Annotated in this window: 21 protein-coding genes; 12 read left to right on the top strand and 9 right to left on the bottom strand. The window is 74.7% G+C overall.

Features of this window, described 5'->3' with window-relative positions; genetic code table 11:
* Positions 1 to 73: 73 nt before the first annotated feature.
* On the top strand, positions 74 to 952 hold the full coding sequence (gene hchA / locus Ae505Ps2_RS21340) for a glyoxalase III HchA (protein ID WP_075306565.1): 879 nt from the start codon (positions 74 to 76) through the stop codon (positions 950 to 952).
* A gap of 9 nt (positions 953 to 961) precedes the next feature.
* On the opposite strand, the gene Ae505Ps2_RS21335 is transcribed toward hchA, so the two are convergent.
* Genes Ae505Ps2_RS21335 through Ae505Ps2_RS21325 form a run of 3 tightly spaced genes read right to left on the bottom strand, consistent with a single transcriptional unit; the run spans position 962 to position 5881 of the window.
* Positions 962 to 3685 carry a molybdopterin-dependent oxidoreductase gene (locus Ae505Ps2_RS21335; protein ID WP_075306566.1) on the bottom strand — a complete coding sequence of 908 codons (2724 nt, stop codon included), beginning with the start codon at positions 3683 to 3685 and terminating at the stop codon, positions 962 to 964.
* Complete coding sequence (locus Ae505Ps2_RS21330; RefSeq protein ID WP_075306567.1) at positions 3682 to 4488, bottom strand: FAD binding domain-containing protein; 807 nt, start codon at positions 4486 to 4488, stop codon at positions 3682 to 3684. The genes Ae505Ps2_RS21335 and Ae505Ps2_RS21330 overlap by 4 nt, the downstream gene beginning before the upstream one ends.
* 4 nt (positions 4489 to 4492) lie before the next feature.
* A complete protein-coding gene (locus Ae505Ps2_RS21325; RefSeq protein ID WP_020625463.1) occupies positions 4493 to 5881 on the bottom strand; it encodes an 8-oxoguanine deaminase in 1389 nt (462 codons plus the stop codon).
* Between the two features lie 93 nt (positions 5882 to 5974).
* Here Ae505Ps2_RS21325 and Ae505Ps2_RS34040 point away from each other — a divergent pair, with 93 nt between their 5' ends.
* The gene (locus Ae505Ps2_RS34040) at positions 5975 to 7528 is read left to right on the top strand and encodes a PucR family transcriptional regulator ligand-binding domain-containing protein (RefSeq protein ID WP_075306569.1); all 1554 of its coding nucleotides are present in this window, start codon (positions 5975 to 5977) and stop codon (positions 7526 to 7528) included.
* Here Ae505Ps2_RS34040 and yidC read toward each other — a convergent pair.
* The 3 genes from yidC to Ae505Ps2_RS21305 all read right to left on the bottom strand — a co-directional run bounded on the left by yidC (position 7485) and on the right by Ae505Ps2_RS21305 (position 10903).
* Positions 7485 to 8435, bottom strand: a complete 951-nt coding sequence (gene yidC / locus Ae505Ps2_RS21315; protein WP_075553922.1) for a membrane protein insertase YidC — start codon at positions 8433 to 8435, stop codon at positions 7485 to 7487. The genes Ae505Ps2_RS34040 and yidC overlap by 44 nt on opposite strands.
* 96 nt (positions 8436 to 8531) lie before the next feature.
* Positions 8532 to 8870, bottom strand: a complete 339-nt coding sequence (locus Ae505Ps2_RS21310) for a DUF6412 domain-containing protein (protein WP_198932171.1) — start codon at positions 8868 to 8870, stop codon at positions 8532 to 8534.
* 86 nt (positions 8871 to 8956) lie between these two features.
* Entirely contained in the window at positions 8957 to 10903 is a 1947-nt protein-coding gene (locus Ae505Ps2_RS21305) for a solute carrier family 23 protein (RefSeq protein ID WP_075553921.1), read from the bottom strand.
* A gap of 249 nt (positions 10904 to 11152) precedes the next feature.
* Between Ae505Ps2_RS21305 and Ae505Ps2_RS21300 the strand changes: the two genes are divergently transcribed.
* From Ae505Ps2_RS21300 to Ae505Ps2_RS21275, 6 genes are read left to right on the top strand one after another with little or no spacing between them, the layout of a single operon-like run.
* Positions 11153 to 11455: an urease subunit gamma gene (locus tag Ae505Ps2_RS21300; protein WP_020622559.1), complete on the top strand. Its 303-nt coding sequence runs from the start codon at positions 11153 to 11155 to the stop codon at positions 11453 to 11455.
* Positions 11452 to 11778, top strand: a complete 327-nt coding sequence (locus Ae505Ps2_RS21295; protein WP_075333380.1) for an urease subunit beta — start codon at positions 11452 to 11454, stop codon at positions 11776 to 11778. Before Ae505Ps2_RS21300 ends, Ae505Ps2_RS21295 begins: the two co-directional genes overlap by 4 nt.
* Positions 11775 to 13490, top strand: a complete 1716-nt coding sequence (locus Ae505Ps2_RS21290; RefSeq protein ID WP_075306573.1) for an urease subunit alpha — start codon at positions 11775 to 11777, stop codon at positions 13488 to 13490. Before Ae505Ps2_RS21295 ends, Ae505Ps2_RS21290 begins: the two co-directional genes overlap by 4 nt.
* Positions 13487 to 14167: an urease accessory UreF family protein gene (locus tag Ae505Ps2_RS21285; RefSeq protein ID WP_075554290.1), complete on the top strand. Its 681-nt coding sequence runs from the start codon at positions 13487 to 13489 to the stop codon at positions 14165 to 14167. The genes Ae505Ps2_RS21290 and Ae505Ps2_RS21285 overlap by 4 nt, the downstream gene beginning before the upstream one ends.
* Positions 14157 to 14885, top strand: a complete 729-nt coding sequence (gene ureG, locus Ae505Ps2_RS21280) for an urease accessory protein UreG (RefSeq protein ID WP_075306574.1) — start codon at positions 14157 to 14159, stop codon at positions 14883 to 14885. Before Ae505Ps2_RS21285 ends, ureG begins: the two co-directional genes overlap by 11 nt.
* 1 nt (position 14886) lies before the next feature.
* A complete protein-coding gene (locus tag Ae505Ps2_RS21275; protein WP_075306575.1) occupies positions 14887 to 15642 on the top strand; it encodes an urease accessory protein UreD in 756 nt (251 codons plus the stop codon).
* Positions 15643 to 15661: 19 nt separating this feature from the next.
* Here the strand turns inward: Ae505Ps2_RS21275 and Ae505Ps2_RS21270 are convergent, their stop codons facing one another.
* Positions 15662 to 17311 carry a hypothetical protein gene (locus Ae505Ps2_RS21270; RefSeq protein WP_139318722.1) on the bottom strand — a complete coding sequence of 550 codons (1650 nt, stop codon included), beginning with the start codon at positions 17309 to 17311 and terminating at the stop codon, positions 15662 to 15664.
* A 410-nt stretch (positions 17312 to 17721) separates the two neighbouring features.
* On the opposite strand from Ae505Ps2_RS21270, the gene uraD reads away from it, so the two are divergent.
* From uraD to Ae505Ps2_RS21250, 4 genes are read left to right on the top strand one after another with little or no spacing between them, the layout of a single operon-like run.
* Positions 17722 to 18228: a 2-oxo-4-hydroxy-4-carboxy-5-ureidoimidazoline decarboxylase gene (gene uraD / locus Ae505Ps2_RS21265; RefSeq protein ID WP_075306576.1), complete on the top strand. Its 507-nt coding sequence runs from the start codon at positions 17722 to 17724 to the stop codon at positions 18226 to 18228.
* Entirely contained in the window at positions 18225 to 18530 is a 306-nt protein-coding gene (locus Ae505Ps2_RS21260) for a hydroxyisourate hydrolase (RefSeq protein WP_020623896.1), read from the top strand. The genes uraD and Ae505Ps2_RS21260 overlap by 4 nt, the downstream gene beginning before the upstream one ends.
* A 1-nt stretch (position 18531) precedes the next feature.
* Positions 18532 to 19446 carry a factor-independent urate hydroxylase gene (gene pucL / locus Ae505Ps2_RS21255; protein WP_020623895.1) on the top strand — a complete coding sequence of 305 codons (915 nt, stop codon included), beginning with the start codon at positions 18532 to 18534 and terminating at the stop codon, positions 19444 to 19446.
* Between the two features lie 34 nt (positions 19447 to 19480).
* Complete coding sequence (locus Ae505Ps2_RS21250) at positions 19481 to 21004, top strand: nucleobase:cation symporter-2 family protein (protein WP_075306577.1); 1524 nt, start codon at positions 19481 to 19483, stop codon at positions 21002 to 21004.
* Positions 21005 to 21049: 45 nt separating this feature from the next.
* Here Ae505Ps2_RS21250 and Ae505Ps2_RS21245 read toward each other — a convergent pair whose 3' ends face one another.
* Both Ae505Ps2_RS21245 and Ae505Ps2_RS21240 read right to left on the bottom strand, forming a co-directional pair.
* Positions 21050 to 21946, bottom strand: a complete 897-nt coding sequence (locus Ae505Ps2_RS21245) for a type IV toxin-antitoxin system AbiEi family antitoxin domain-containing protein (protein WP_075553920.1) — start codon at positions 21944 to 21946, stop codon at positions 21050 to 21052.
* Positions 21947 to 22269: 323 nt separating this feature from the next.
* Positions 22270 to 23091, bottom strand: a complete 822-nt coding sequence (locus tag Ae505Ps2_RS21240) for an IclR family transcriptional regulator (RefSeq protein WP_075306579.1) — start codon at positions 23089 to 23091, stop codon at positions 22270 to 22272.
* Positions 23092 to 23094: the final 3 nt, after the last annotated feature.

The raw sequence follows: 23094 nt of genomic DNA, 5'->3' as shown, positions 1-23094 counted from the left end.
GGCGGCGCGGTTCGCGGGCACCGGGCGGGGGTAGGCCGCTCGGGCACCGCACGAACGACCCGGAGGCACCCCGATGTCCGACAGCACGCTCAGCAAGGATCCGACCGCGGACCCGGCGGAGCACGATGCGTACTTCCCGTCGCCGTACTCGCTGGACGCCTACACCGCGCCGAGGACGGACTTCGACGGTCTCGCCACCGAGCGGCACGCCTGGTCCGGCGGCCGCTGGAAGGTGCTCGTCCTGGCCACCGACGAACGCTACCTGCGCATGGGCAACGGCACCTTCTTCTCCACCGGCAACCACCCGGTGGAGACCCTGCTCCCCCTGCACCACGTGCTGGAGGCCGGGTTCGGCGTCGAGATCGCGACGCTCACCGGCAACCCGGCGAAGTTCGAGTGGTGGGCCTACCCCGGCGAGGACGAGGCGGTCGGCAGCGCCCGCGAGAAGCTGCTCGCGCAGTGGCGGGCCCCGAAGTCGCTGGCCGAGGTCGTCGACCGCGAGCTGGGCGAGGACTCGGACTACCTGGCGGTGTTCGTCCCGGGCGGGCACGGTGCGCTGTCCGGGCTGCCGTTCTCCACCGACGTCCGCGACACCCTGGAGTGGGCCATGCGCACCGACCGGCTCGTGGTGTCGCTGTGCCACGGGCCCGCGGCGTTCCTCTCCACCCGCATCGGCCGCGGGCGGTCGGTCTTCGAGGGCTACGAGATGTGCGTGTTCCCCGACGCGCTCGACGCCGGCGCCAACATCGACATCGGCTACCTGCCCGGCGAGATGCCGTGGCTGCTCGGCAAGGCACTCCAGGACGAGGGCGTCCGCGTGGTCAACGACGACATGACCGGCCGCTGCACCACCGACCGCAACGTCATCACCGGGGACAGCCCCCTGGCCGCGAACGAGCTGGGCAGGCGCACCGCGACCGCGCTGCTGGAGCACGCCCGCCGCCGCGGCTGACCACGCAGCTCACGGCGCCGTGCCACCGGCCGCGAGCCGCCACACCCGGTCGCGGCTGAACGGCTGGTGGTACGGCCGCACCCCCAGCGCCCGGCGGATCGCGTTCGCGACCGCGGGCGCCACCGGGTTGTAGGGCGCCTCGCTCATCGACTTCGCGCCGTAGGTGCCCAGCGCGTCGTGGGTCCGGGCGTAGCGCACCTCGGTGACCGGGACGTCGGCCATCTGCGGCACCCGGTACGTGCGGAACACCGGGTTGAGGATCTCCCCGGACTCCCCGACGTACACCTCCTCGTAGAGGGCGCTGCCCAGCCCCATCGCGGCACCGCCCTCCACCTGCCCACGCAGCTGCTCGGGGTTCAGGACGGTGCCGGCGTCGACGGCCTGCACCGAGCGCAGCACCCGGACCTCGCCGGTGGCGGTGTCCACCGCGACCCGCACGCCGTGGCAGTTCGCGGTGATCGCCCGCGCGGTGCCGGGTTCCTCCCCCGTCGCCGACAGTCCCCCCGGCGCCGACGCGGCGGCCAGCACCTCGTCGAGGGACCACTCGCCGTCGGGGGTCGTGACGCCGTCGGCGTGCAGCTCTCCGCCGCCGGTCACCGCGAGGATGTGGGCCCGCAGCGCGGTGGCCGCGGCGTGCAGGGCCTTGCCCGCCACGGTGGTGCCCGCCGAGGCGAACGCCCCGGTGTCGTAGCCGCAGGCGTCCGTGTCCCCGTGGTGGGCGTCGACCCGGTCCGCGGTCGTGCCGAGCACGGTCGCGACGACCTGGCGATGGGTCGTCGTGGTGCCGTTGCCGAACTCGACGGTGCCGGCACCGAGCCGGTAGCGCCCACCGGGCAACAGGGTCACCGTGGTGGTGGCGGCGTGGCCGAACGGGGCCATCGTCGTCATCATGCCCAGTGCCGTGCCCTCGCCGACGCGCCACGTCGGACCGTCCGGCACGGGGTCGCCGCTACCGTCGGCCAGTGCGTCCTGCACGAGGTCGAGACACTGGTCCATGCCGTAGCTGGTCCAGTGCAGGTCGTGCTCGGGGTCGCCGTGGTGGGCGACGTGCAGCGGGTCCCCGGCGCGGACCATGTTGCGCCGCCGCAGGTCGAACGGGTCGAGGCCGGCGACGATCGCCAGCTCGTCCATCGCGGACTCGACGGCGAACATCACCTGGCCCAGGCCGTAGCCGCGGAACGCGCCGCTGGGGACGTTGTTCGTGTAGACGACCTCGGCGTCGAGGTGCTTGACGGGGCAGTTGTAGACGCTGACCGACTCGGCGACGGCGTGGAACAGCACCCCGCGGGAGTGGTTGCCGTAGGCGCCGGTGTCGGACAGGACGTCGAGCTTCATCGCGGTGAGCCGGCCGTCGTCGTCGGCGCCGAGCGTGACCGCGACCCGCATCGGGTGGCGCAGCGCGGTGCGGGTGAACTCCTCGGTCCGGGTGAACTCGTGGACGACGGTGCGCCCGGTCCGCAGCACCGCGAGCCCGACGAGGTCCTCGGCGAACATCTCCTGCTTGCCGCCGAACCCGCCGCCGACCCGCGCGGTGTGCACCCGGACCCGGTCGGGGTCCAGGTCGAGCACGCGGGCGAGCTCGGCGCGGGTGAGGAACGGGACCTGGGTCCCCGCGCGGACGACGAGGCGGCCGTCGTCGTCGAGGGAGCCGATGGCCCCGTGGCACTCGAGCTGGGCGTGGGAGACGCGGCTGGTGCGCCAGGTGCCGGTGACGGTGTGCGCGGACCCGGCGAGCGCGGCGTCGACGTCGCCGCCGTGTCCGCCGTGCAGGGCGAGCACGACGTTGCGGGACGCCTCGTCGACGCGGTCGGCCGGGGTCCGGTCCGGGTGCACCAGCGGCGCGCCGGGCCGCCGGGCCGCCTCCGGGTCCAGCACGGCGGGCAGCACCTCGTAGTCGACGGCGATCAGGGCGCAGGCGGCCTCGGCCTGTGCCGGGGTCTCGGCGACGACGGCCGCGACCCGCTGCCCGACGTGCCGGACGACGTCGTCGAGCATCCGGGTGTCGTCGGGGTCGTCGGTGCGGTGCTCGTGCCGGGCGGTGGAGTACCGCAGGTCCGGCACGTCGTGGTGGGTCAGCACCAGCGCGACGCCCGGTGCGGCCGCGGCCGCGGTGGTGTCGATCGACCGGATCCGGGCGTAGGCGTGCGGGGAGCCGAGGATCCGCAGGTGCAGGGCACCGGTGAGGTCGACGTCGAAGGTGAACGGCTCGGCGCCGGTGACGATGCGCTCGGCCGCCGGGGGCCGGGCCGAGCAGCCGACCGTGCCCTCCGCGGCGCGGGGACCGTCGGCGGCGCACCGACGACGGACGCCGGTCTCGATCGCCTCCCGGATGCTGCGGTAGCCGGTGCAGCGGCACAGGTTGCCCTTCATCCGCCGCGGCAGGTCGTCGAGGTCCTCGGCGGTCAGGGCAGACGCGGTGACGATCTGCCCGGCCGTGCAGAACCCGCACTGGTAGCCGAACTTCTCCACGAACGCCTGCTGCACCGGGTGCAGCTCCCCGTCCGGCCCGGCCAGCCCGGCGACGGTGGTGACCCGCGCGCCGTCGAGACGCTGGGCGGGGATCAGGCAGGAGTGCACGGGCCGGTCGTCGAGCAGGACTGTGCAAGCGCCGCAGTCCCCGGCGTCGCAGCCCTTGCGCACCTCCAGGTGCCCGTGCTCGCGCAGGAACGTGCGGGTGCACTGCCCCGGGGCGGGCTCGGCCTCCAGCTCGGTGTCGTTGATGTGCAGCTTCACGACAGCTCCTCCCGGATCTGCTCCAGCAGCACCGCACTGACCCCGTGGCGCCAGTCCGCGGAACCGAGCGGGTCGGTGTACCAGCCGTCGACGGCGTCGACGTCGGCGCGCAGCCGGTCCGGGTCGGGCACCCCGGCCGGGTAGCGCAGGACGGTGGGTGCCTCGGTCGCGGCGGTGATCACGAACGTGGCCGCGCCGCCGTCGCGCGCGGTGTCGACCCGCCCGGTGAGCACGGCGCCGGAGCGGCCGAGCTCGGCGAGTGCGATCTTGCGGAAGGCGGTGCGGGCGCGCAGTGCGGCACCGGGCAGCTCGACCGCGCGCAGGACCTCGCCGGGGCGCAGCGCGGTGGTGCCGTTCCCGGTGACGAGCGTCGCGACCGGGACCCGGTGCTCGGCGCCGTCGGGGGTCCAGACGACGGCGACGCCGTCGAGCGTCGCGGCGAGCGCGACCATCCCGGCGGCGGCGTAGGCACGGCACACGTTCCCGCCGACGGTCGCGGTGTGCCAGATCTTCCACGACGCCAGCAGGGCGTGCGCGCACTGGGCGAACAGCGGGGCCCCGGTGCGCTCCCCGTACCCGGCGAGGTCGGCGATCGGGCAGGTCGCCGCCACCGACAGGCCGCCGTCGGGCAGCGGTTCCAGGGGCTCCCAGCCCATCGTGGTCAGGTCGACCAGGCCGGTGACGCCGGGCTGCGGCTCGGAGAACAGCCAGGTCCCGCCGGCGAGGATCCGCTCCCCCGGCGCCAGCGCCAGGTCGGCGCGCTCGCGGGCGCGCCGGAACCCGGTGACGGTGTGCAGGTCCATCCGCTCACCCGGCCCGCGAGACGAGGTCGCGGTGCACCGCGGCGCACTCGGCGGCGACGGCGTCGGTGTCGACGGTGAGGACCGTGTCCTTCTCCACGACCGGGCGACCGTGCACCAGCAGCAGCTCCAGCGGCGGCGGGGTGCCCAGGACCAGGGCGGCCACCGGGTCGGCGACGTCGCGGTGCCGGAACCCGTCGAGGCGCCACAGCGCGAGGTCGGCGAGCTTCCCGGTCTCGATCGACCCGATCTCGTCCTCGCGACCGAGCACCCGGGCGCCGCCGAGCGTGCCGAGCTCCAGGGCCTCGCGCACCGACAGGGCGCGGGGGCCGCCCGCGGCGCGGGCGAACAGGACGGCGTGCTTGACGTCCTCCAGCAGGTGGGTGCCCTCGTTGGAGGCGGCGCCGTCGACGCCGATCCCGACCCGGGCGCCGGCGTCGACGAGGTCACGGACCCGCGCGATGCCGGCACCGAGCCGGCCGTTGGAGGTGGGGCAGTGCGCGACGCCGGTGCCGGTGGCGCCGATGGTCTTCACCGCCTCGTCGTCGAGGTGCACGGTGTGGGCGAACCACACGTCGGGCCCGGTCCAGCCCAGGTCGGCGACGTACTCGGTGGGCGTGGCGCCGAAGCGCTCCCGGCAGTACGCCTCCTCGTCGTCGGTCTCGGCGAGGTGGGTGTGCAGCCGCACGCCGAGCTCGCGGGCCAGCGTCGCGGACTCCCTCATCAGCTCCGGTGTCACCGAGAACGGCGAGCAGGGGGCCAGCGCGATCCGCAGCATCGACCCCGGTGACGGGTCGTGCCAGCGGGCGACGGCGTCGGCGGAGGCGGCGAGGATCTCGTCGCGGTCGGAGACGACGTGGTCCGGCGGCAGCCCGCCCGCGCTGCGCCCCAGGTCCATCGACCCGCGGGTCGGGTGGAACCGCAGGCCCACCTGCTGGGCGGCCCGGATCTCGGCGCCGAGCACGTCGCCGCCCTCCCGGGGGAAGACGTAGTGGTGGTCGGTGGTGGTCGTGCATCCCGACAACGCGAGCGCCGACAGCGCCCCGGTGGCGCCGGTGTGCACGGCGTGCTCGTCGATGCCGGCCCACACCGGGTAGAGCGTGGTCAGCCACTCGAACAGCGTGTGGTCGACGGCGAGTCCGCGGGTCACCCACTGGTAGAGGTGGTGGTGGGTGTTGACCAGCCCCGGGGTGAGCAGGCAGCCGCGGGCGTCCACCCTGCGGTCGTAGGACCCCGCCGGGGCGGGGCCGGGCCCGACGGCGGCGATCCGTTCCCCCTCGACGACCACGTGCCCGCCGGGGATCTCCTCCCCGGTGACGGTGACGACGTGGGCACCCTCGATGGCGATCCGGCTGGCGACCCGGCTGGCGGTCCGCCCGGCGTTCGGCTGCTGCATGGACCCCAGTGCACCGTGTGACGGTCACCAGGAGAAGGCACCACTGTGACGAATCGGGGTCCCGCCGGGTGCACCGAGTTGTAGGTTCCTCCCATGCTGCTCTCGGAGCTGGTCGCGCGACCGGAGCTGCGGCTGCGGGTCCTGCACGGCTCGGCGGCCGATCTGGACCGGTCCGTGCGCTGGGTGTACCCGACCGACCTGCCCGACCCGTCGCGTTACCTGGGCGGCGGCGAGCTGGTGGTGTCCGGGCTGGTGTGGCGGCGCACGCCGGCGGACTCGGAGCGGTTCGTCGCGGCCGTCGCCCGGTCCGGCGCGGCGGCGCTGGTGGCCGGCGAGGCCGTGTTCGGCGACATCCCGGCCGACGTCGTCGACGCCTGCCGCCGCCACGACCTCGTCCTCATCGCGGTCCCGGTGGACGTGTCGTTCGGCGCGGTCACCGAGGTGGTGATCGGGGCGCTGTCCGCGGCCCGCGGGGACCGGCTCGCCCACACCCTGGGCCGGCACCGGCGGCTGCTCGCCGCGTTCGCCGGCGGCGCGGAGCTGGCCGAGCTGGCCGGGTCGGTCTCGGCGGGCACCGGGCTGGTCTGCCGGGTGCTCACCGCCGCGGGCGGCCTGCTGGCCGGGCCGGCCCTGCCCGACGCCGAGCGCGACGCCGTCGTCGCCGGGTTCCTCACCGCGGGCCGGCTGCCGGTGACCGTCCCGGCCGGTCGGGACGGTGCCGCGCACCTGGTGGTCCCCGCGGCACCGGGAACGGCACGGGCCACCGGCTGGCTGGTCGCCGCGCAGCTGCCGCCGGGCACCGCACAGGCGGGCACCGAGGCCGTCGACGCCGTCGGGGAGCTGGCCGCCATCGCCGCGCTGGACCGGTCCCGGCGCCGCGAGGGCGCGGCGGTGGCCCGCCCGATCGCCGACGACGCGCTGGCCCGGATCGCCGCCGACACCGGCGACCGGCCGGAGACCCGGGTACGGCTGCGCCAGGCCGGGGTGGAGCCGGACGGGACCCTCGCCGTGGTCGTGCTGCGGGCCTCGGGCGTCGCGGACCCGGCCGACACCGCGCACACCGTGCTGCTCGACGCGCTGGTCGGCACCGGCCCGGCCGCGGTCGGGGTGCTGGGTGGCGACGCGGTCGCCGTCGTCGCGGTGCCCGGGCGTGCGGACACCCCGGACCCGGTCGAGGTGGTGCTGGGCGCGGTGCACCGGCTCGGCCCCGGCCTGGCGGGCGGACGGCTGTCGGCCGGGGTGTCGCGGCCGTCGACGGCGGAGGCGCTGTCGGGTGCGCTCGCCGAGGCCGGGCACGCCGCCGGACTGGCGGCGTCCCGGGTCGGCCCGGTGACCTCGGTGCGGGCCGGGGAGATCACCTCGCACGTGGCGCTGCTGGCCGGGGTCCCCGACGACGTCCGGCGCGGCTTCGCCGCCCAGGTCCTCGGCCCGGTGCTCGACCACGACGCGCGGTCGGGCACCGGGCTGGTGGAGACCCTGGAGGTGTTCCTCGACGAGTCCGGGTCGTGGAACCGGACCGCGGCCCGGCTGCACCTGCACGTCAACACCGTCCGGTACCGGATCGGCCGGGTGGCGGAGCTGACCGGGCGGGACCCGTCCTCGTTCACCGACCGCGTCGACCTCTACCTGGCGCTGCGCTCGCGCTGACGGCGGCCCGGCGGCGGGCGCCGGCGGCGCGGCGGCGCACCGGCTTGGCGCCCGGCCGTGGCGCCCGGCTGCGTTCCGGCGCCGGCGGGGCGACGACGACCGGTGGCCTGCGGTCGAGCAGCCGGGTGAGCACGAGCTGCTGGACCAGGGTCGCGACGCTGCCGGTCATCCAGTAGAGCAGCAGCGCGACCGGCGCCGGGTAGAGCAGCCCACCGGCGAGGACACCGACCGGCGCGATCCAGGGCAGGGCCGCGAGGATCCGGGTGGCGCCCTGCGGCACGGCACCCGGGTCGACCCGGGCGTAGCGCATGCTGAGGTGGGTGCAGACCGCGGCGAGCACGGCCAGCACCACCACGACGGCGGCGACCGCCGCCCCGTCGACGGGGGTCCCGCCGAACGCGGCGAGCTGCTCGGCGGGCATCCGCAGCCACGCCGACAGCGGCGCCCCGAACAGCCGGGCCTGCAGGAACGAGGCGACCTGGTCGGGCGGGAAGGCGTAGTTGGCGAGTGCGGCGTTCTGTTCGAAGGTCAGGCCGGGCCGGTTGAACGAGCGCAGCACGTGCAGCAGCGCGACGAACACCGGGATCTGCAGGAACACCACCCCGAGCCCGGCGACCGGCGACGAGCCGTGCGTGCGGTGCAGCGCGGCGGTCGCCTCGGCCAGTGCCCGGGCGTCGCCGCGGTGGCGTTCGCGGAGCCGGGCGACCTGCGGGGCCAGTGCGCGACCGATCCGGGCGGCGCGCATCCGGGTCCAGGCCGAGCGCACCAGCAGCGTCCGGACGGTGAGCACGAGGAACACCACCGACAGCGCCCAGGACAGGCCGGTGGCCGGTCCGAACAGGGCGCCGAACAGCTCGTGCCACAGGCGCATGACGAAGGACACGGGGTAGTACAGGAAGTCGAGCACTTCTCACTCCGGGGACGTCCGAGGGGCAGGACGGGTCCCGGAGCAGGGACGACGACGGGCCGGTGCGCACACCGCACCGGCGCGCGGCGCGGCGCGTCAGGCGGCCGCGACGACGCCGGGAACCTGCTCCGGGTGGAGCGGTCCCGGAGCGCGCGGCCGGGGACGGCCCGCCGCGTCGGGATCGGTCTGGCGGACGATCCCGGCCCGGTGCCGGACCCGGCGGGCCTCACGGACCGGGGTGGTCGCGGCAGTGGCGACGAGGTGGATCGCGCCGAGCTCGCGGTGCCCGGCCCACACGAGGACGGCGAGCGCGACCACGGCGCCGACGAGCCCGGTCTCGACCTCGGCGGGCAGCAGGACCGGCACGAGCAGGAGCAGCGACGCGACCAGCAGGGCCGCCCCCGCCCGCGCGCGCCGTCCGATCCCGAGGTCCACGCCGCCCACCGTACCGGCGCCGGACACCCGCAGCGGCCGGCGCGGACCTCCCGCGCCGGCCGCCGGGCCCTGCGCCCGTCACCGGGTCAGCCGGACACCAGGTCGTCGAACCGGCGCCCCGCGACCTTGGCTATCTCCACCAGGGCCGTCGCGTGCTCCTGCGCGGGCGGGTGCTCCAGCCTCCGCCGCGCGGTGGCGAGCAAGGTGCGGGTGTCCCCCGCGTCGCGCAGGCAGACGATCAGCGGGAACCCGAAGCGCTCCCGGTAGGCCGCCGCCACGACGCAGAGCTCGGCGCGGTCGTCGTTGCCGAGCAGGGCCAGCCCGGCCCGGTCACGCAGCGCCGCCGCGGCGGTGCCACCGACGGGGCCACCGACCGGGCCGACGCCGTCGGGGCGGCGGCGGGGGGCCGGGGCGCCGGAGCCGCCCGCGCCGGCGAGCCCCCCGAGGTCGGGGTAGTGGCCCATCAGCGCCCGCTGCTCCTCGGGCGGCGCGGCGAACAGCTCGTCCTGCACCGCGGCGCGCAGCGCGGTGGCGTCGGCGAAGGGGCCGCGGGCGTGCACCCGGGCGGGCACCGCGGTCGGGCCCTCGAACAGCCGCCCGAGCACCGCGGAGAACTCGCCGGCGTCGGCGGAGGCGAGCCGGTCGAAGGTCACCGTGTCCCCGCCGGGCGTCGCGGGTGCGATGTCGCGGCGGCGCCCGGTGTGGAAGAAGAGCAGGTTGAGCCCGATCGCGACCACGCTGCCCGCGGTGATCCCGGAGCCGAGCACGATGCCCGCCCACTCCGGCAGGGCCTGCGCCACGTCCGGCTGCACGGTCACGAACAGCGCGACCCCGAGCCCGGACCCGACCACGACGACGTTGCGGTGGTCGCGGAAGTCGACCCGCGACAGCGTCTGGATCCCGACGACGGCGACGGTCGCGAACATCGCCAGCGCCGCACCGCCCAGCACCGGGTGCGGCACGGCCGCGACCAGCGCCCCGGCCTTCGGCACCAACCCGATGAGGATCATGAAACCGCCCGCGGCGGCCACCACCCAGCGGCTGGAGACCCGGGTGAGACGGACGAGGCCGACGTTCTCGGCGAAGCAGGTGTAGGGGAAGGAGTTGAGGACACCGCCCAGGGTGGTGGCGGCGCCGTCGGCGCGCAGGGCGCGGGCGACGTCGTCCGACCCGACCTTCTTGTCCACGATCTCGCCGGTGGCGATCACGTCACCGGTCGTCTCGACCGCGGTGATCATCATGACGACGATCATCGACAGGATCGCGGCGATCGAGAACTGCGGCCAGCCGAAGTGGAACGGCGTGGTGACCCCGACCCAGTCCGACTCCCCCACCGCGGACAGGTCGACCAGACCGAACGGCACCGCGGCGAGCGTGCCGAGCACGAGCCCGGCCAGCACGGCGACCGTCGCGAGGAACCCGCGGAACAGCCGCTGGATCAGCACGATCACCGCCAGCGTCCCGAGGGCGAGCCCGAGGTAGAGCGGGTTGCCGGGGTCGGGGGCGTTCGAGCCGCCGACGGCGTCGGTCGCGGCGACCGGCAGCAGCGCCAGCCCGATCACGGTGATCACCGTGCCGGTGACGACCGGTGGGAAGAAGCGCAGCAGCCGCGCGAAGTAGGGCGCGGCGAAGAAGGTCACCAGCCCGGCGACGATCACCGCGCCGTAGATGGTGGTCAGCCCCTGCGTCCCGCCCCCCGCGGCGAGCCCGATCGCGATCATCGGGGAGACCGCGGTGAACGTGACGCCCTGCAGCAGCGGCAGCCGCACCCCGATCCGGCCGATCCCGACCGACTGCAGGATCGAGGCGATGCCGCAGGTGAACAGGTCGGCGTTGATCAGATGGATGAGCTGGCGCTCGTCGAGGCCGATGGCGTTGGCGAGCAGGATCGGCACGACGACGGCACCGGCGTAGAACGCCAGCACGTGCTGCATGCCGTAGACGGCGAGCCGTCCGGCGGGCGGCACCCGGTCGACCGGGTGGACGGGACGGGCGGGATCGGCGGTGGCGCTGGTGGATCGGCGCAGGCGCATCGGTGACCTCGATGAGAGCCGGAGGGGGATGACGGGGCAGGGCGCGCAGAGGGGCCGGATTGCGACCTGCATCACCATGCGCCCGGGCCGGGACCCCCCGGCACCGCCGTCCCCGACGAACCCCGGGCCGCTCGCCGCGGGGCTTTCGTAGGTTCCGACAGTCGACCCGGACATCGGGACCCCGGCGGGACACCGTTCGGAACCTCCCGGTCATCCCGTCGAAACCCGGAACCGGACACAATGCGGGGCATGCACCTCAGCCCGAGCGAGCGCGACAAGCTCCTCGTCCACGTCGCCGCCGACGTCGCCCGCAGGCGCCGCGAGCGGGGTCTGCGGATGAACTACCCGGAGTCGGTCGCCCTGATCACCGAGCACGTCCTGGAGGGCGCCCGCGACGGCCGCACCGTCAGCGAGCTGATGAGCAGCGGCCGGGAGGTCCTGACCCGCGACGACGTCCTCGACGGCGTCCCGGAGATGCTCGACTCGGTACAGGTGGAGGCCACCTTCCCGGACGGCACGAAGCTCGTCACCGTGCACGGGCCGATCGCGTGACCCCCGGCGAGATCCTCGTCGGCGAGGAGCCGGTCGAGCTGCACCCCGGCCGCCCCCGGCTGACCCTGACCGTGGTCAACGCCGCGGACCGCCCGGTGCAGGTCGGCTCGCACTACCACTTCGCCGCCGCGAACCCCGGCCTGTCCTTCGACCGCGACGCCGCCTGGGGGCACCGGCTCGACGTCCCCGCCGGGACCTCGGTGCGGTTCGAGCCCGGGGTGGAGCGCGAGGTGACACTGGTGCCGATCGCCGGGGCACGCCGGGTCCCCGGTCTGCGCCCCGAACGGGCCGGCGCCCTCGACGAGCGGAGCTACGAGCAGTGAGCATCGACCGAGCGCGCTACGCCGACCTGTACGGCCCGACCGTCGGCGACCGGATCCGGCTCGCGGACACGAACCTGCTGATCGAGGTCACCGAGGACCGCTCCCGCGGCCCGGCGTCCGGCGACGAGGTGCTGTTCGGCGGTGGCAAGGTGATCCGGGAGTCGATGGGCCAGGCCGCCGTCCTCGCCGCGGACTGCCCGGACCTCGTGATCACCGGTGCCGTCGTGCTGGACCACTGGGGTGTGGTGAAGGCCGACGTCGGCGTGAAGGACGGCCGGATCGTCGCCATCGGCAAGGCCGGCAACCCCGACACCATGGACGGCGTCGACCCCGCCCTGGTCATCGGGCCCGGCACCGAGGTGCTGGCCGGCAACGGCCGCATCCTCACCGCCGGCGCGGTCGACGCGCACGTCCACTTCATCTGCCCGCAGCTGGTCGAGACCGCGCTCGCCTCCGGCGTCACGACGCTGTTCGGTGGCGGCACCGGGCCCGTGGACGGCTCGAAGGCCACCACCGTCACCCCCGGCCCCTGGAACATCGGCCGGATGCTGGCGGCCATGGACCACCAGCCGGTGAACCTGCTCCTGATGGGCAAGGGCAACACCACGTCGCACGAGGCACTGCACGAGCAGCTGCGGGCCGGAGCGGGCGGGTTCAAGCTGCACGAGGACTGGGGCACCACCCCGTCGGCGATCGACGCCTGCCTGCGGGTGTGCGAGGAGACCGGCGTGCAGGCCGCGATCCACACCGACACCCTCAACGAGGCCGGGTTCCTGCAGTCCACGCTGGCCGCGATCGACGGCCGCTCGATCAACGCCTTCCACACCGAAGGTGCGGGCGGCGGGCACGCCCCGGACATCATCGAGGTCGTCGGCACGGGGCACGTCCTGCCGTCGTCGACGAACCCGACCCGGCCGCACACCGTCAACACCCTCGACGAGCACCTCGACATGCTCATGGTGTGCCACCACCTCAACCCGTCGGTGCCCGAGGACCTGGCGTTCGCCGAGTCCCGGATCCGCCCGACGACCATCGCCGCCGAGGACGTGCTGCACGACCTGGGCGCGATCTCGATGATGAGCTCGGACTCCCAGGCGATGGGCCGCATCGGCGAGGTCGTCATCCGGACCTGGCAGACCGCGCACGTCATGAAGGCCGCCCGCGGCCCGCTGCCCGGCGACTCCGAGCGCGCCGACAACCTGCGTGCCCGGCGCTACGTCGCGAAGTACACGATCAACCCGGCGCTGGCGCACGGCGCCGCCGAGCACATCGGGTCGGTCGAGGTCGGCAAGCTCGCCGACCTGGTGCTGTGGGAGCCGAAGTTCTTCGGGGTGCGCCCCGAGGTCGTGCTGAAGGGCGGGTTCGCCGTGTGGGCGCAGATGGGCGACGCGAACGCCTCCATCCCGACCCCGGGCCCGGTGTACGGCCGGCCGATGTTCGGCTACGCCCACACCCCCGCGGCGCTGGGCTCGCTGACGTTCATGGCCCCCTCGGCCCTCGACGAGGGCGTCCCCGACCGGCTCGGTCTGGCGACCCCCGCGGTGCCGGTGGCCGACACGCGCTCGGTGCGCAAGACCGGGATGCTGCTCAACGACGCGACCCCGGACGTACGGGTCGACCCGGACTCGTTCACCGTGACGATCGACGGCGACGTCGTCGAGCCCGCCCCGGTCGCCGAGCTGCCGATGGCGCAGCGGTACTTCCTGTTCTGATGCTGGCCTCGCTCGTCCTGTCCGACGCCCGGTTCCCCGGCGGCGGGCACGTGCACTCCGGAGGTCTGGAGGAGGCCGCCGACCGCGGCCTGGTCACCGACGTCGCGTCGCTGCACTCCTTCCTCCGGGGGCGGCTGCGCACCGCGGGCCGGGTCGCCGCCTGCGCCGCCGCGGCCGCCGCCGACCTCGCTGCGGGGACTGGCGCCGGGTGGGCGGAGCTCGACGCCGCACTCGACGCGCGGACCCCCTCGGCGGCCCAGCGGGAGGCGTCCCGGTCCCAGGGCCGGGCGTCGCTGCGCGCGGTCCGCTCGGCGTGGCCGTCGGCCGCCCTCGACGCCCTGGTCGCGGTCCACCGGCGGCCGCACCACCCGCTGCTCGTCGGGGTCGTCGTCGGCGCGGCCGGGGAGCCGCCGGCCGCGGCGGCCCGCTGTGTCGGCTACCTCGCCGTGTCCGGGCCCGCGTCGGCGGCGGTGCGGCTGCTCGGGCTGGACCCGTTCGCCGTCAACACCGCCGTCGTCGCCCTCGGCGACGAGCTGGAGGCCCTGGCCGCCGAGGCCGCGGCCCTGGCCGGGGGCGACCCCGCCGATCTCCCGGCGCCCGGCGCGCCGCTGCTCGACCTCATGGCCGAGTCCCACGTCCACCACCACCGCGAGAGGGTGCGTCTCTTTGCCTCCTGAGTCCGCAACGACCGGCCACGGTCACGGCCACGTGATCAGCTTCGACCCGACGGTCACCGACCACGACCACCACGCCCCGGCCCCCGCCGGCGGTCGCGCGGTGCGCATCGGCATCGGCGGCCCGGTCGGCTCCGGCAAGACCGCGCTGGTCGCCGCGCTGGCCCGCAGCCTCGCCGGGCGGGTCCGTCTCGCCGTGGTCACCAACGACATCTACACCACCGAGGACGCCGACTTCCTGCGCCGCAACGCCGTCCTCGCGCCGGAGCGGGTCGAGGCCGTGCAGACCGGCTGCTGCCCGCACACCGCCATCCGCGACGACATCACCGCCAACCTCGACGCCGTCGAGCTGCTGGAGGAGCGTTTCGCCGACGTCGACGGCGGGCTCGAGCTCGTGCTGGTCGAGTCCGGCGGAGACAACCTGACCGCGGTGTTCTCCCGCGGGCTGGTGGACCGGCAGATCTTCGTCGTCGACGTCGCCGGTGGGGACAAGGTGCCGCGCAAGGGCGGCCCGGGCGTCACCACCGCCGACCTGCTGGTGATCAACAAGACCGACCTGGCGCCGCTGGTGGGCGCCGACCTCGGGGTCATGACCGGCGACGCCGCGCGGATCCGCGGGGAGCTGCCGGTGATCGCGCAGTCGCTGGTGGAGGACCCGGGCGCGACCGAGGTCGGGGCGTGGGTGTGCGAGCAGGTCGCCGCCGTCCGCGCCACGGTCTGAGGTGCGGGCACGCGCCGAGCTGGTCGTCGCCGAGCACGACGGCCGGACCGTCGTCCGGCGCCTGCGGGCGCAGTCCCCGCTCGCGCTGATCCCCCGCCGGGGCGCCGCCGGGGCCGGGGCCGACGGTGCGGTGGTGCACCTGGTCGGATCGGCGTCGACCCCGCTGGCCGGTGACGACGTCGAGCTCGTCGTCACCGTCGGGCCGGGGGCGCACCTGACGCTGTGCGGCGTCGCCGCCGCCGTCGCGCTGCCGGGCGGTGGACCCGGCCGACCGAGCCGGACGGTGCTGCGCTGCACCGTCGGCGAGGGCGGCTCGCTGACCCACCTGCCCGAGCCGACGGTGGTCACCGCCCGCGCCCACCACGAGACCGTCCTGGACGTGGAGCTGGCCGCGACCGCGTCGCTGCACGCCCGCGACATCCTGGTCGGCGGCCGCACCGGCGAGCGGCCCGGCCGCTACCGCGGCACCGTGCGGATCACCCAGGACGGCCGGCCGCTGCTGGTGCAGAGCCAGGAGATCGGCGACCCGCTGCTCGACGGCTCCCCCGCCCATCTCGGCGGGCACCGGGTGCTGGGCACCGAGGTGCTCGTCGACGCTCCGGGCCCGGTGGCCGCGGCCACCGGGCCGGGCTGGAGCCTGTCCCCGCTGGCGGTGCGCGGCGTGCTCGCGACCGCCGTCGGGCACGACGCCGTCACCGCGGGCCGCCGGCTCGCGGCCGCCGTGGCCGCCGCGGGTCCGGTCCCCGCGCCGGTGTGACCGCTCCCGGCCGCGGACCTCAGGGCTGCGCGGGCAGCACGTGCTCCTTCGTCCGGTCGGTCGCCAGGCACAGCGAGCAGACGTGCCCACCCGCCGCGCTCGCCGTCATGTCCGGGCGCTCCAGGTCCTGTCCGCACGAGCGACAGTTGAGGACGGCGGCGGAGGGGTTGCCGTGCTCGTCGAACATCGGCTCGTCGATGCCGTCGTCGGTGCGTCGCAGGTAGTAGCGGCCTCGGGTCGCCACCGCGAGCACCGGCGGCAGGACGAACCCGAGGACGATCGCCACCACCGGCGAGAACGGCTGGACCGCGCTGCCGAGCGCGCCGAAGAACGTCGCGATGGACAGCCCGCCCGCCACGACGACCGACCCGAAGCCGACCGGGTTCACCGCGTAGAGCATGCCGCGGCGGAACTCCGGGACCTTCGGCGAGATCTTCAGCAGGTACTTGTTGACGACGATGTCGGTCGCGACGACCACGATCCAGGCGATGCCCATGTTGGCGTAGAAGCCCAGGATGGTGTTGAGGAAGTCGAACATGTTCGCCTCCATCAGCACCAGCGCGATCAGCAGGTTGACCCCGAGGAACACCAGCCGACCCGGGTAGTGCCCGGTGATGCGGGTGAAGGAGTTCGTCCACGCCAGCGAGCCCGAGTAGGCGTTCGTGACGTTGATCTTGATCTGGCTGATGACGACCAGCACGACGGCCAGGGTGATGGCCAGCCAGCCCGGCATGAGGTCCTGGTAGATGAGCAGGAACTGCTGCACGGGCTCGTTCGCGACCTCGGCACCGCCGGCGACGTTGGCGATGAAGTAGACCGCCAGGAACAGCCCGACGACCTGCTTCGCCGCGCCGAACAGCACCCAGCCCGGCCCGGCGAGCAGCGTCGCGGTCCACCAGCGGCGCGCGTTCTCCGGGGTCTTCGGCGGCATGAACCGCAGGTAGTCGATCTGCTCGGCGATCTGGGCGATCAGCGACAGGCAGACCCCGGCGGCGAGCATGACCGAACCGAGACTCGGCGCGCCCATCCCGTCCTCGCCCTGGTAGGCCAGGAAGGTCGACACCGAGTCGGGGTGGGCGAACAGCAGGTAGCCGAAGGGCAGCACCATCAGGACCAGCCACAACGGGGTCGTCCACAGCTGCAGCTTCGACAGCAGCGACATCCCGTAGACGACCAGCGGGAAGATCACCACGGTGGACAGCGCGTAGCCGAGCCAGACCGGGATGCCCAGTCCGAGCTCGAGGCCCTGGGCCATGATCGAGCCCTCGAGGGCGAAGAAGATGAAGGTGAACGTCGCGAAGATGACGTTGGTGAGGATCGAGCCGTAGTAGCCGAAGCCGCTGCCGCGGGTGATGAGGTCGAGGTCGAGGTTGTAGCGCGCGGCGTAGTAGGCCACCGGCGTGCCGGTCGCGATCACCACCAGGGCGAAGACGAGGATCCCCCACAACGCGTTCGTCGTGCCGTAGGCGATGCCGATGTTGGCCCCGATCGCGAAGTCGGCGAGGTAGGCGATCCCGCCGAGCGCGGTCACCCCGACCACCCCGGGCGACCAACGCCGGTAGCTGCGCGGCGCGAACCGCAGCGTGTAGTCCTCGAGCGTCTCGCGCGCCGCGCCGACGGCGGTCGGCGCGCCGTCGGTCGTCGCCGGCGAGCTCATCTCCTGGGTCATCTCCGCTCCTTCGGCAGCCGGGTCGGGGGCCGCCGGGGACGAATGCTCCGTCGCGCACCCGTCGCGCACGGTTGCCCGGATGTGACGACTGTGTGACGGCGCAGACCGATGAACCGGATGTTCCGGACATCACGTGACGAGAGATCACCGGCGGTGACGACTGCGTGACGTTCGGGGCGGGGCGGGTGCGCCACGCCGCCGACACGGGCCACCGTGGAGGCCCGGAGCCCCCTGCGCCCCACCGGGATCCGACGACACCCGGTGCCGGGACCGGCACATCGGGACCTCCACCGTGTCCGGACACCGCACGGTGAGCCTTGACACCGCGTCTTCCCGACACCAACACTGACATCGTTCGGAATCACGATTCCGCATCATGAAATGTGCGGAACCGCACGGAAGCAGGGCCCATGTCGGACGCACTGTCCCTCGATCATCTCAACACCGCGCCGCCGGACGAGCTGCGCCCCGTCCTGCGGGCCTGCGTCACCTCGTCCGCCTGGGCCGACCGGTTCCTCGCCGGCCGGCCCTACGCCCGCGTCGACGACGCCGTCGCCGCGGCGGAGAAGGCGGTGCTCGCCCTCGACGCCGCGCAGATCGACGCCGCCCTCGCCGGGCACCCCCGGATCGGCGAGCGCCCCGGTGGCGCGCACGCCGACGGTGCCGCCTTCTCCCGCTCCGAGCAGTCCGGCGTGGACTCCGGGGCGGACACCGCGGCCCGGCTCGCCGCGGGCAACGCCGCCTACGAGCAGCGGTTCGGCCACGTCTTCCTGATCCGCGCCGCGGGCCGCGACGCGGACCAGATCCTGGCCGAGCTGGAGCGCAGGCTGGGCAACGACCCGGCCACCGAGCGCGCCGAGGCCGCTGGGCAGCTGGCCGAGATCACCGCGCTGCGGATGCGGCAGGTGCTGGCATGAGCAGCTTCTCCACCCATGTCCTCGACGCCGCGGCGGGCCGCCCGGCCACCGGTGTCCCGGTGACCCTGACCGGCGCCGACGGGACCGTGCTGGCCTCGGGCACCACCGACGACGACGGGCGCTGGCGCGCCCCGGACTCCGCCGCGCTCACCGCGGGGGTGCTGCACCGGATCACGTTCACGACGCCGAGCCCGTTCTTCCCGGAGGTGTCGATCGCGTTCCGGCCGGAGCGCACCGACCGCCACCACCACGTCCCGCTGCTGCTGTCGCCCTACTCCTACTCCACCTACCTCGGGAGCTGACATGTCCGTCTCGGTCCACCTCGGCGACAACAAGTACGGCAAGGCGGAGGTCCGCGTGGTGCGGGTCGTGCGCGACACCGCCCGGCACGAGATCACCGATCTCAACGTCACCAGCCAGCTGCGCGGCGCGGCCCTGGAGAGCAGCTACCTGACCGGGGACAACTCGAAGGTCGTCGCCACCGACACCCAGAAGAACGTCGTCTACGCCTTCGCCGCCGAGCACGGGATCACCTCCCCCGAGGAGTTCCTCATGCTGCTCGGGGACCACTTCACCGGCGAGTTCGAGTGGATCACCGGCGGGCTGTGGCAGGCCGAGCTCTACGAGTGGGAGCGGATCGTCGTCGACGGCGCGGGGCACGACCACTCCTTCGTCCGCAAGGGCCGCGCCACCCGGCTCGCCACCGTGCAGAAGGTCGGTGGGGCCACCCACGTCACCGCGGGGCTGAAGGACCTCACCGTGCTGAAGTCCACCGGCAGCGAGTTCCACGGCTTCCCCCGGGACCGCTACACGACCCTGGTCGAGACCGACGACCGGATCCTGGCCACCTCGGTCACCGCGCGCTGGCGCTACCTGCCCGAGGCCGTCGCCGCCGGGATCGACTACAACGCCGCCTACGACACGATCGGCGCGGCGATGCTGTCCGCGTTCGCCACCACCCACTCGCTCGCACTGCAGCAGTCGCTCTACGAGATGGGCCGCGCCGGCATCGAGGCGTGCGACGGCGTCGCCGAGATCCGGTTCGCGATGCCCAACAAGCACCACTTCCTGTCCGACCTCTCCCCGTTCGGCCTCAAGAACCCGAACGAGGTGTTCTACGCCGCGGACCGCCCCTACGGCCTGATCGAGGGCACCGTCGTCCGCGACGGCGTGACCCCGGCGCCGGAGGCGTGGACCGACGTCCCGTCGTCGGTCTGACCCATCCCACCACCTCCGCACCGAGGGGACGCCCATGAGCACCGACGACGCGGACGCGCCGGCGACGACCGGCCGACGCACGACCGCCACGACAGCCCCCCGCCCCGAGGACGACCGGCTCGGCCTCGGACCCACGGTGGGCTACGGCGTACAGCACGTTCTCGCGATGTTCGGCGGCGTCATCGCCGTCCCGATCATCATCGGCGGCGCGGCCGGGCTCGACCCCGCGCAGAGCGCCGTCCTGGTGGCCAGCGGGCTGTTCGTGAGCGGGCTCGCAACGCTCCTGCAGACGCTCGGGCTGCCGTTCTTCGGCTCCCAGCTGCCGCTGGTTCAGGGCACCTCCTTCGCCTCGGTGTCGACGATGATCGCGATCGTCGGCGACGACGGCACCGACGGCCTGCGCGTCGTCTTCGGCGCGGTGATCGTGGCCGCGCTGGTCGGGCTGCTCATCTCGCCGTTCTTCGCGAAGGTGGTACGGCTGTTCCCGCCGGTGGTCACCGGGTCGATCATCACCGTCATCGGGCTGTCGCTGATGCCGGTGGCGACCGGGTGGATCACCGGCCGGGAGACGGTCACGGTCGCCGGCGCGACGGTGCCCAACCCCGCGTTCGCCTCGCTGCCGAACATCGCGCTGGCCGCGTTCACCTTCCTGGTCGTGATCGTCGCCAGCAAGATCCGGGTCGTCTCCCGGCTCTCGGTGCTGCTCGGCCTGCTGGTGGGCACCGTCGTCGCCCTGGTGCTGGGGCTGAGCAGCTTCGCGAAGGTGGGCGAGGCGAGCGTGGCCGCCATCCCGACGCCGTTCGCGTTCGGCGGGCCGCTGTTCGAGATCGGCGCGATCGTGTCGATGGTCATCGTCATCCTGGTGGTCATGGTGGAGACGACCGCGGACATCCTCGCGGTCGGCGAGGTCGTCGGGGCCGAGGTGGACTCCCGCCGGGTCGGGGACGGCCTGCGCGCGGACATGGCGGCCTCGGCGCTCGCGCCGGTGTTCAACTCCTTCCCCGCGACAGCGTTCGCCCAGAACGTCGGCCTGGTCGCGCTGACCGGGATCCGGAGCCGGTTCGCCGTCGCCGCGGGCGGGCTGCTCCTGCTGGTGCTGGGGCTCTCGCCGATGGCGTCGGCGGTGTTCTCGGCGATCCCGCAGCCGGTGCTCGGCGGGGCCGGGATCGTGCTGTTCGGCACGGTCGCCGCCAGCGGCATCCGGACGCTCGCCTCGGTCGAGTACCGCAACACCAACAACATGGTGATCGTCGCGGCGGCGGTGGCGTTCGGCCTGATCCCGGTGGTGTCGCCGGACTTCTGGGCGAACTTCCCGGAGTGGTTCGCGACGATCTTCCACTCCGGCATCAGCTCGGCGGCGATCGTCGCGGTGCTGCTCAACCTGTTCTTCAACGTGCTCGCCCCCGGGCGGCCGTCGGCACCGTCGATCGTCGCCGCGGGGCCGCCGGTGCTCGTGCAGACCGGGGAGATCCGGATCCTGTCCTCCGGTGAGGTGCTGGGCCCGGACTCCTACGAGCCGGTCACCGCCAAGCCGGGGACCCAGGTCCGCGACGAGTGATCGTCTCCTCCGAGGGGTCCGGTGCCGGATCCGGCACCGGACCCCTCAGGCGGCGCGATCACCGACGGCCCGCCGGATCCGCCCCACCGTCTCGCCCGGCCGGTCGTGCACGTCCGACCAGGTGAACCGCAGCACCGTCCACCCGGCCGCGACCAGGGCGTTCTGCTTGCGCCGGTCGGTGCGGAACCGCTCCGGGTCGCTGTGCCAGGCCCAGCCGTCGACCTCGACCGCCACCCGCGCCGCGGGGAACGCGAGGTCGACCGTCCAGGGCCCGAACGGCATCGCCCGCACGAGCCCGGGGAGCCGGGCCTCGCGCAGCAGCCACAGCAGCCGACGTTCCAGGGCCGAGTCCGCCCGGTCCCCCGCCGCGACGAGCAGCCGCACGGCGGCCGCGATGCCCGGGGTGCCGGCCACCCGGCAGTACGCCGCGTACAGCTCGTCGTGGGACACCCACCGTTGCAGCGCCCGGTCCAGGAACGCGGGCCCGTCGGTGCCACCGAGCGCCGCGGCCGCCTCCAGCACGGTCAGCGGCGTCGCGGTCACGACGATGCCCCGGTGGACGACCCGGTCGGCCGGGTCCAGGCTGCGGCGACGCAGACGCACCCCCGGCCGCCGGGCCCGCTGCACCGTCGGCGGGACGGCGAGCAGCACCTCGGCCGGGGCACCGGGGCGCAGCCCCAGCCAGTACGCGGCCGCGGGCCCGGTCACGACGCAGCGGGCGCCGCCCCAGAGCCACGCCGCCCGGACCCGGGTCTCGTCGGTGACCCGGTGACCGGCGACCAGGTAGACCCCGGGGTGCCGCGCCCGCCAGGCACCGGAGGACACCCGCCGGGCCACGGTCCGGGCCGGGACGCCGTGGGCGATCGCCTGGGTCCGGGTGACCAGGCCGCCCTGCCGGACCAGCAGCCGTTCCAGATCGGTCGGATTGGTCGGATCAGCCATCGGGGCAGGGTGGTGGACCGGCCCGGCTCCCGGAGGCGAACGGCGGCCCCGGTTCGCGGGTGCGAACGGCGAGCCCCGGGGCGGGACACCTGGTGATCGCGACGGGCGAGGGGTCCGGTGCCGGATGTGGCACGGAATCCCTCGCTCGTCGCGATCATGCCGGGGCGCCCGAGGCAGGCCGAGCCGTCGCGCCCGGTCGCGATCATGCCGGGGCGGCCGGAGCAGGCCGGGCAGGCGCGCCCGGTCGCGGCCATGCCTGCTCGGCGCAGCATGCCGGGCGGGCGCCCGGGATGTGCGGCGCCTGGGCCTCGGCACCGGGTGGGTCAGACCCCGGCCGCGTCCTGCCGGGCCAGCTCGGCCACCAGCGCGTCGGCGACGGCCTGCAGCTTCGGCACCGCGGAGTCGAGCAGCGCGTCGGTCATCCGGGTCGTGGGCCCGGAGATGGACACCGCGGCGGGCAGCGGCCCGTCGAGCGCGACGGCCACGCACCGCACCCCGAGCTCCTGCTCGCCCTCGTCGACGGCGTACCCGGCGGCGCGGACCTTGTCGAGCTCGGCGAAGTACTCCTCGGGCGAGGTGATCGTGTTGTCGGTGTGCCGCACGAACTCGGTGTGCCGCAGGATCTCCCGCGCCCGCTCGACCGGCATCCGGGACAGCAGCGCCTTCCCGACGGCGGTGCAGTGCGGCGACACCCGTCGTCCGACCTCGGTGAACATCCGCATCGAGTGCCGGCCGGGCTCCTGGGCCACGTAGACGACCTGGTTGCCCTCCAACAGCGCCAGGTTCGCGCTCTCCCCCAGGTCGTCGACCAGCGCGGCGAGCCGGGGCCGGGCCCACATGCCCACCAGGCGTCCCGCGGTGTCGCCGAGGCGCACCAGGCGGGGGCCGAGGGCGTACTCGCGCGAGGACTGCTGGCGGACGTAGCCGCGCCCGGCCAGGGTCCTGACCAACCGGTGGATGGTCGGCAACGGGAGCCCGGAGGTGGCCGCGAGGTGGGACAAGCTGACCGTCCCGCCCGCGTCGGCCATCGCCTCCAGCAGGTCCACGGCCCGCTCCACGGACTGCACGCTCCCCGAGCGGGCCGGTGCGGCCGCGGCGACGTCCGCGGCGGCACCGACGCGACTGTCGGGATCGTTCTTCCGCATGAC

This window comes from Pseudonocardia sp. Ae505_Ps2 (assembly GCF_001932425.1).
Classification (GTDB): domain Bacteria; phylum Actinomycetota; class Actinomycetes; order Mycobacteriales; family Pseudonocardiaceae; genus Pseudonocardia.
Note: the sequence above shows the minus strand (reverse complement) of the source record. Positions and strands in the feature narration are given on the sequence as shown.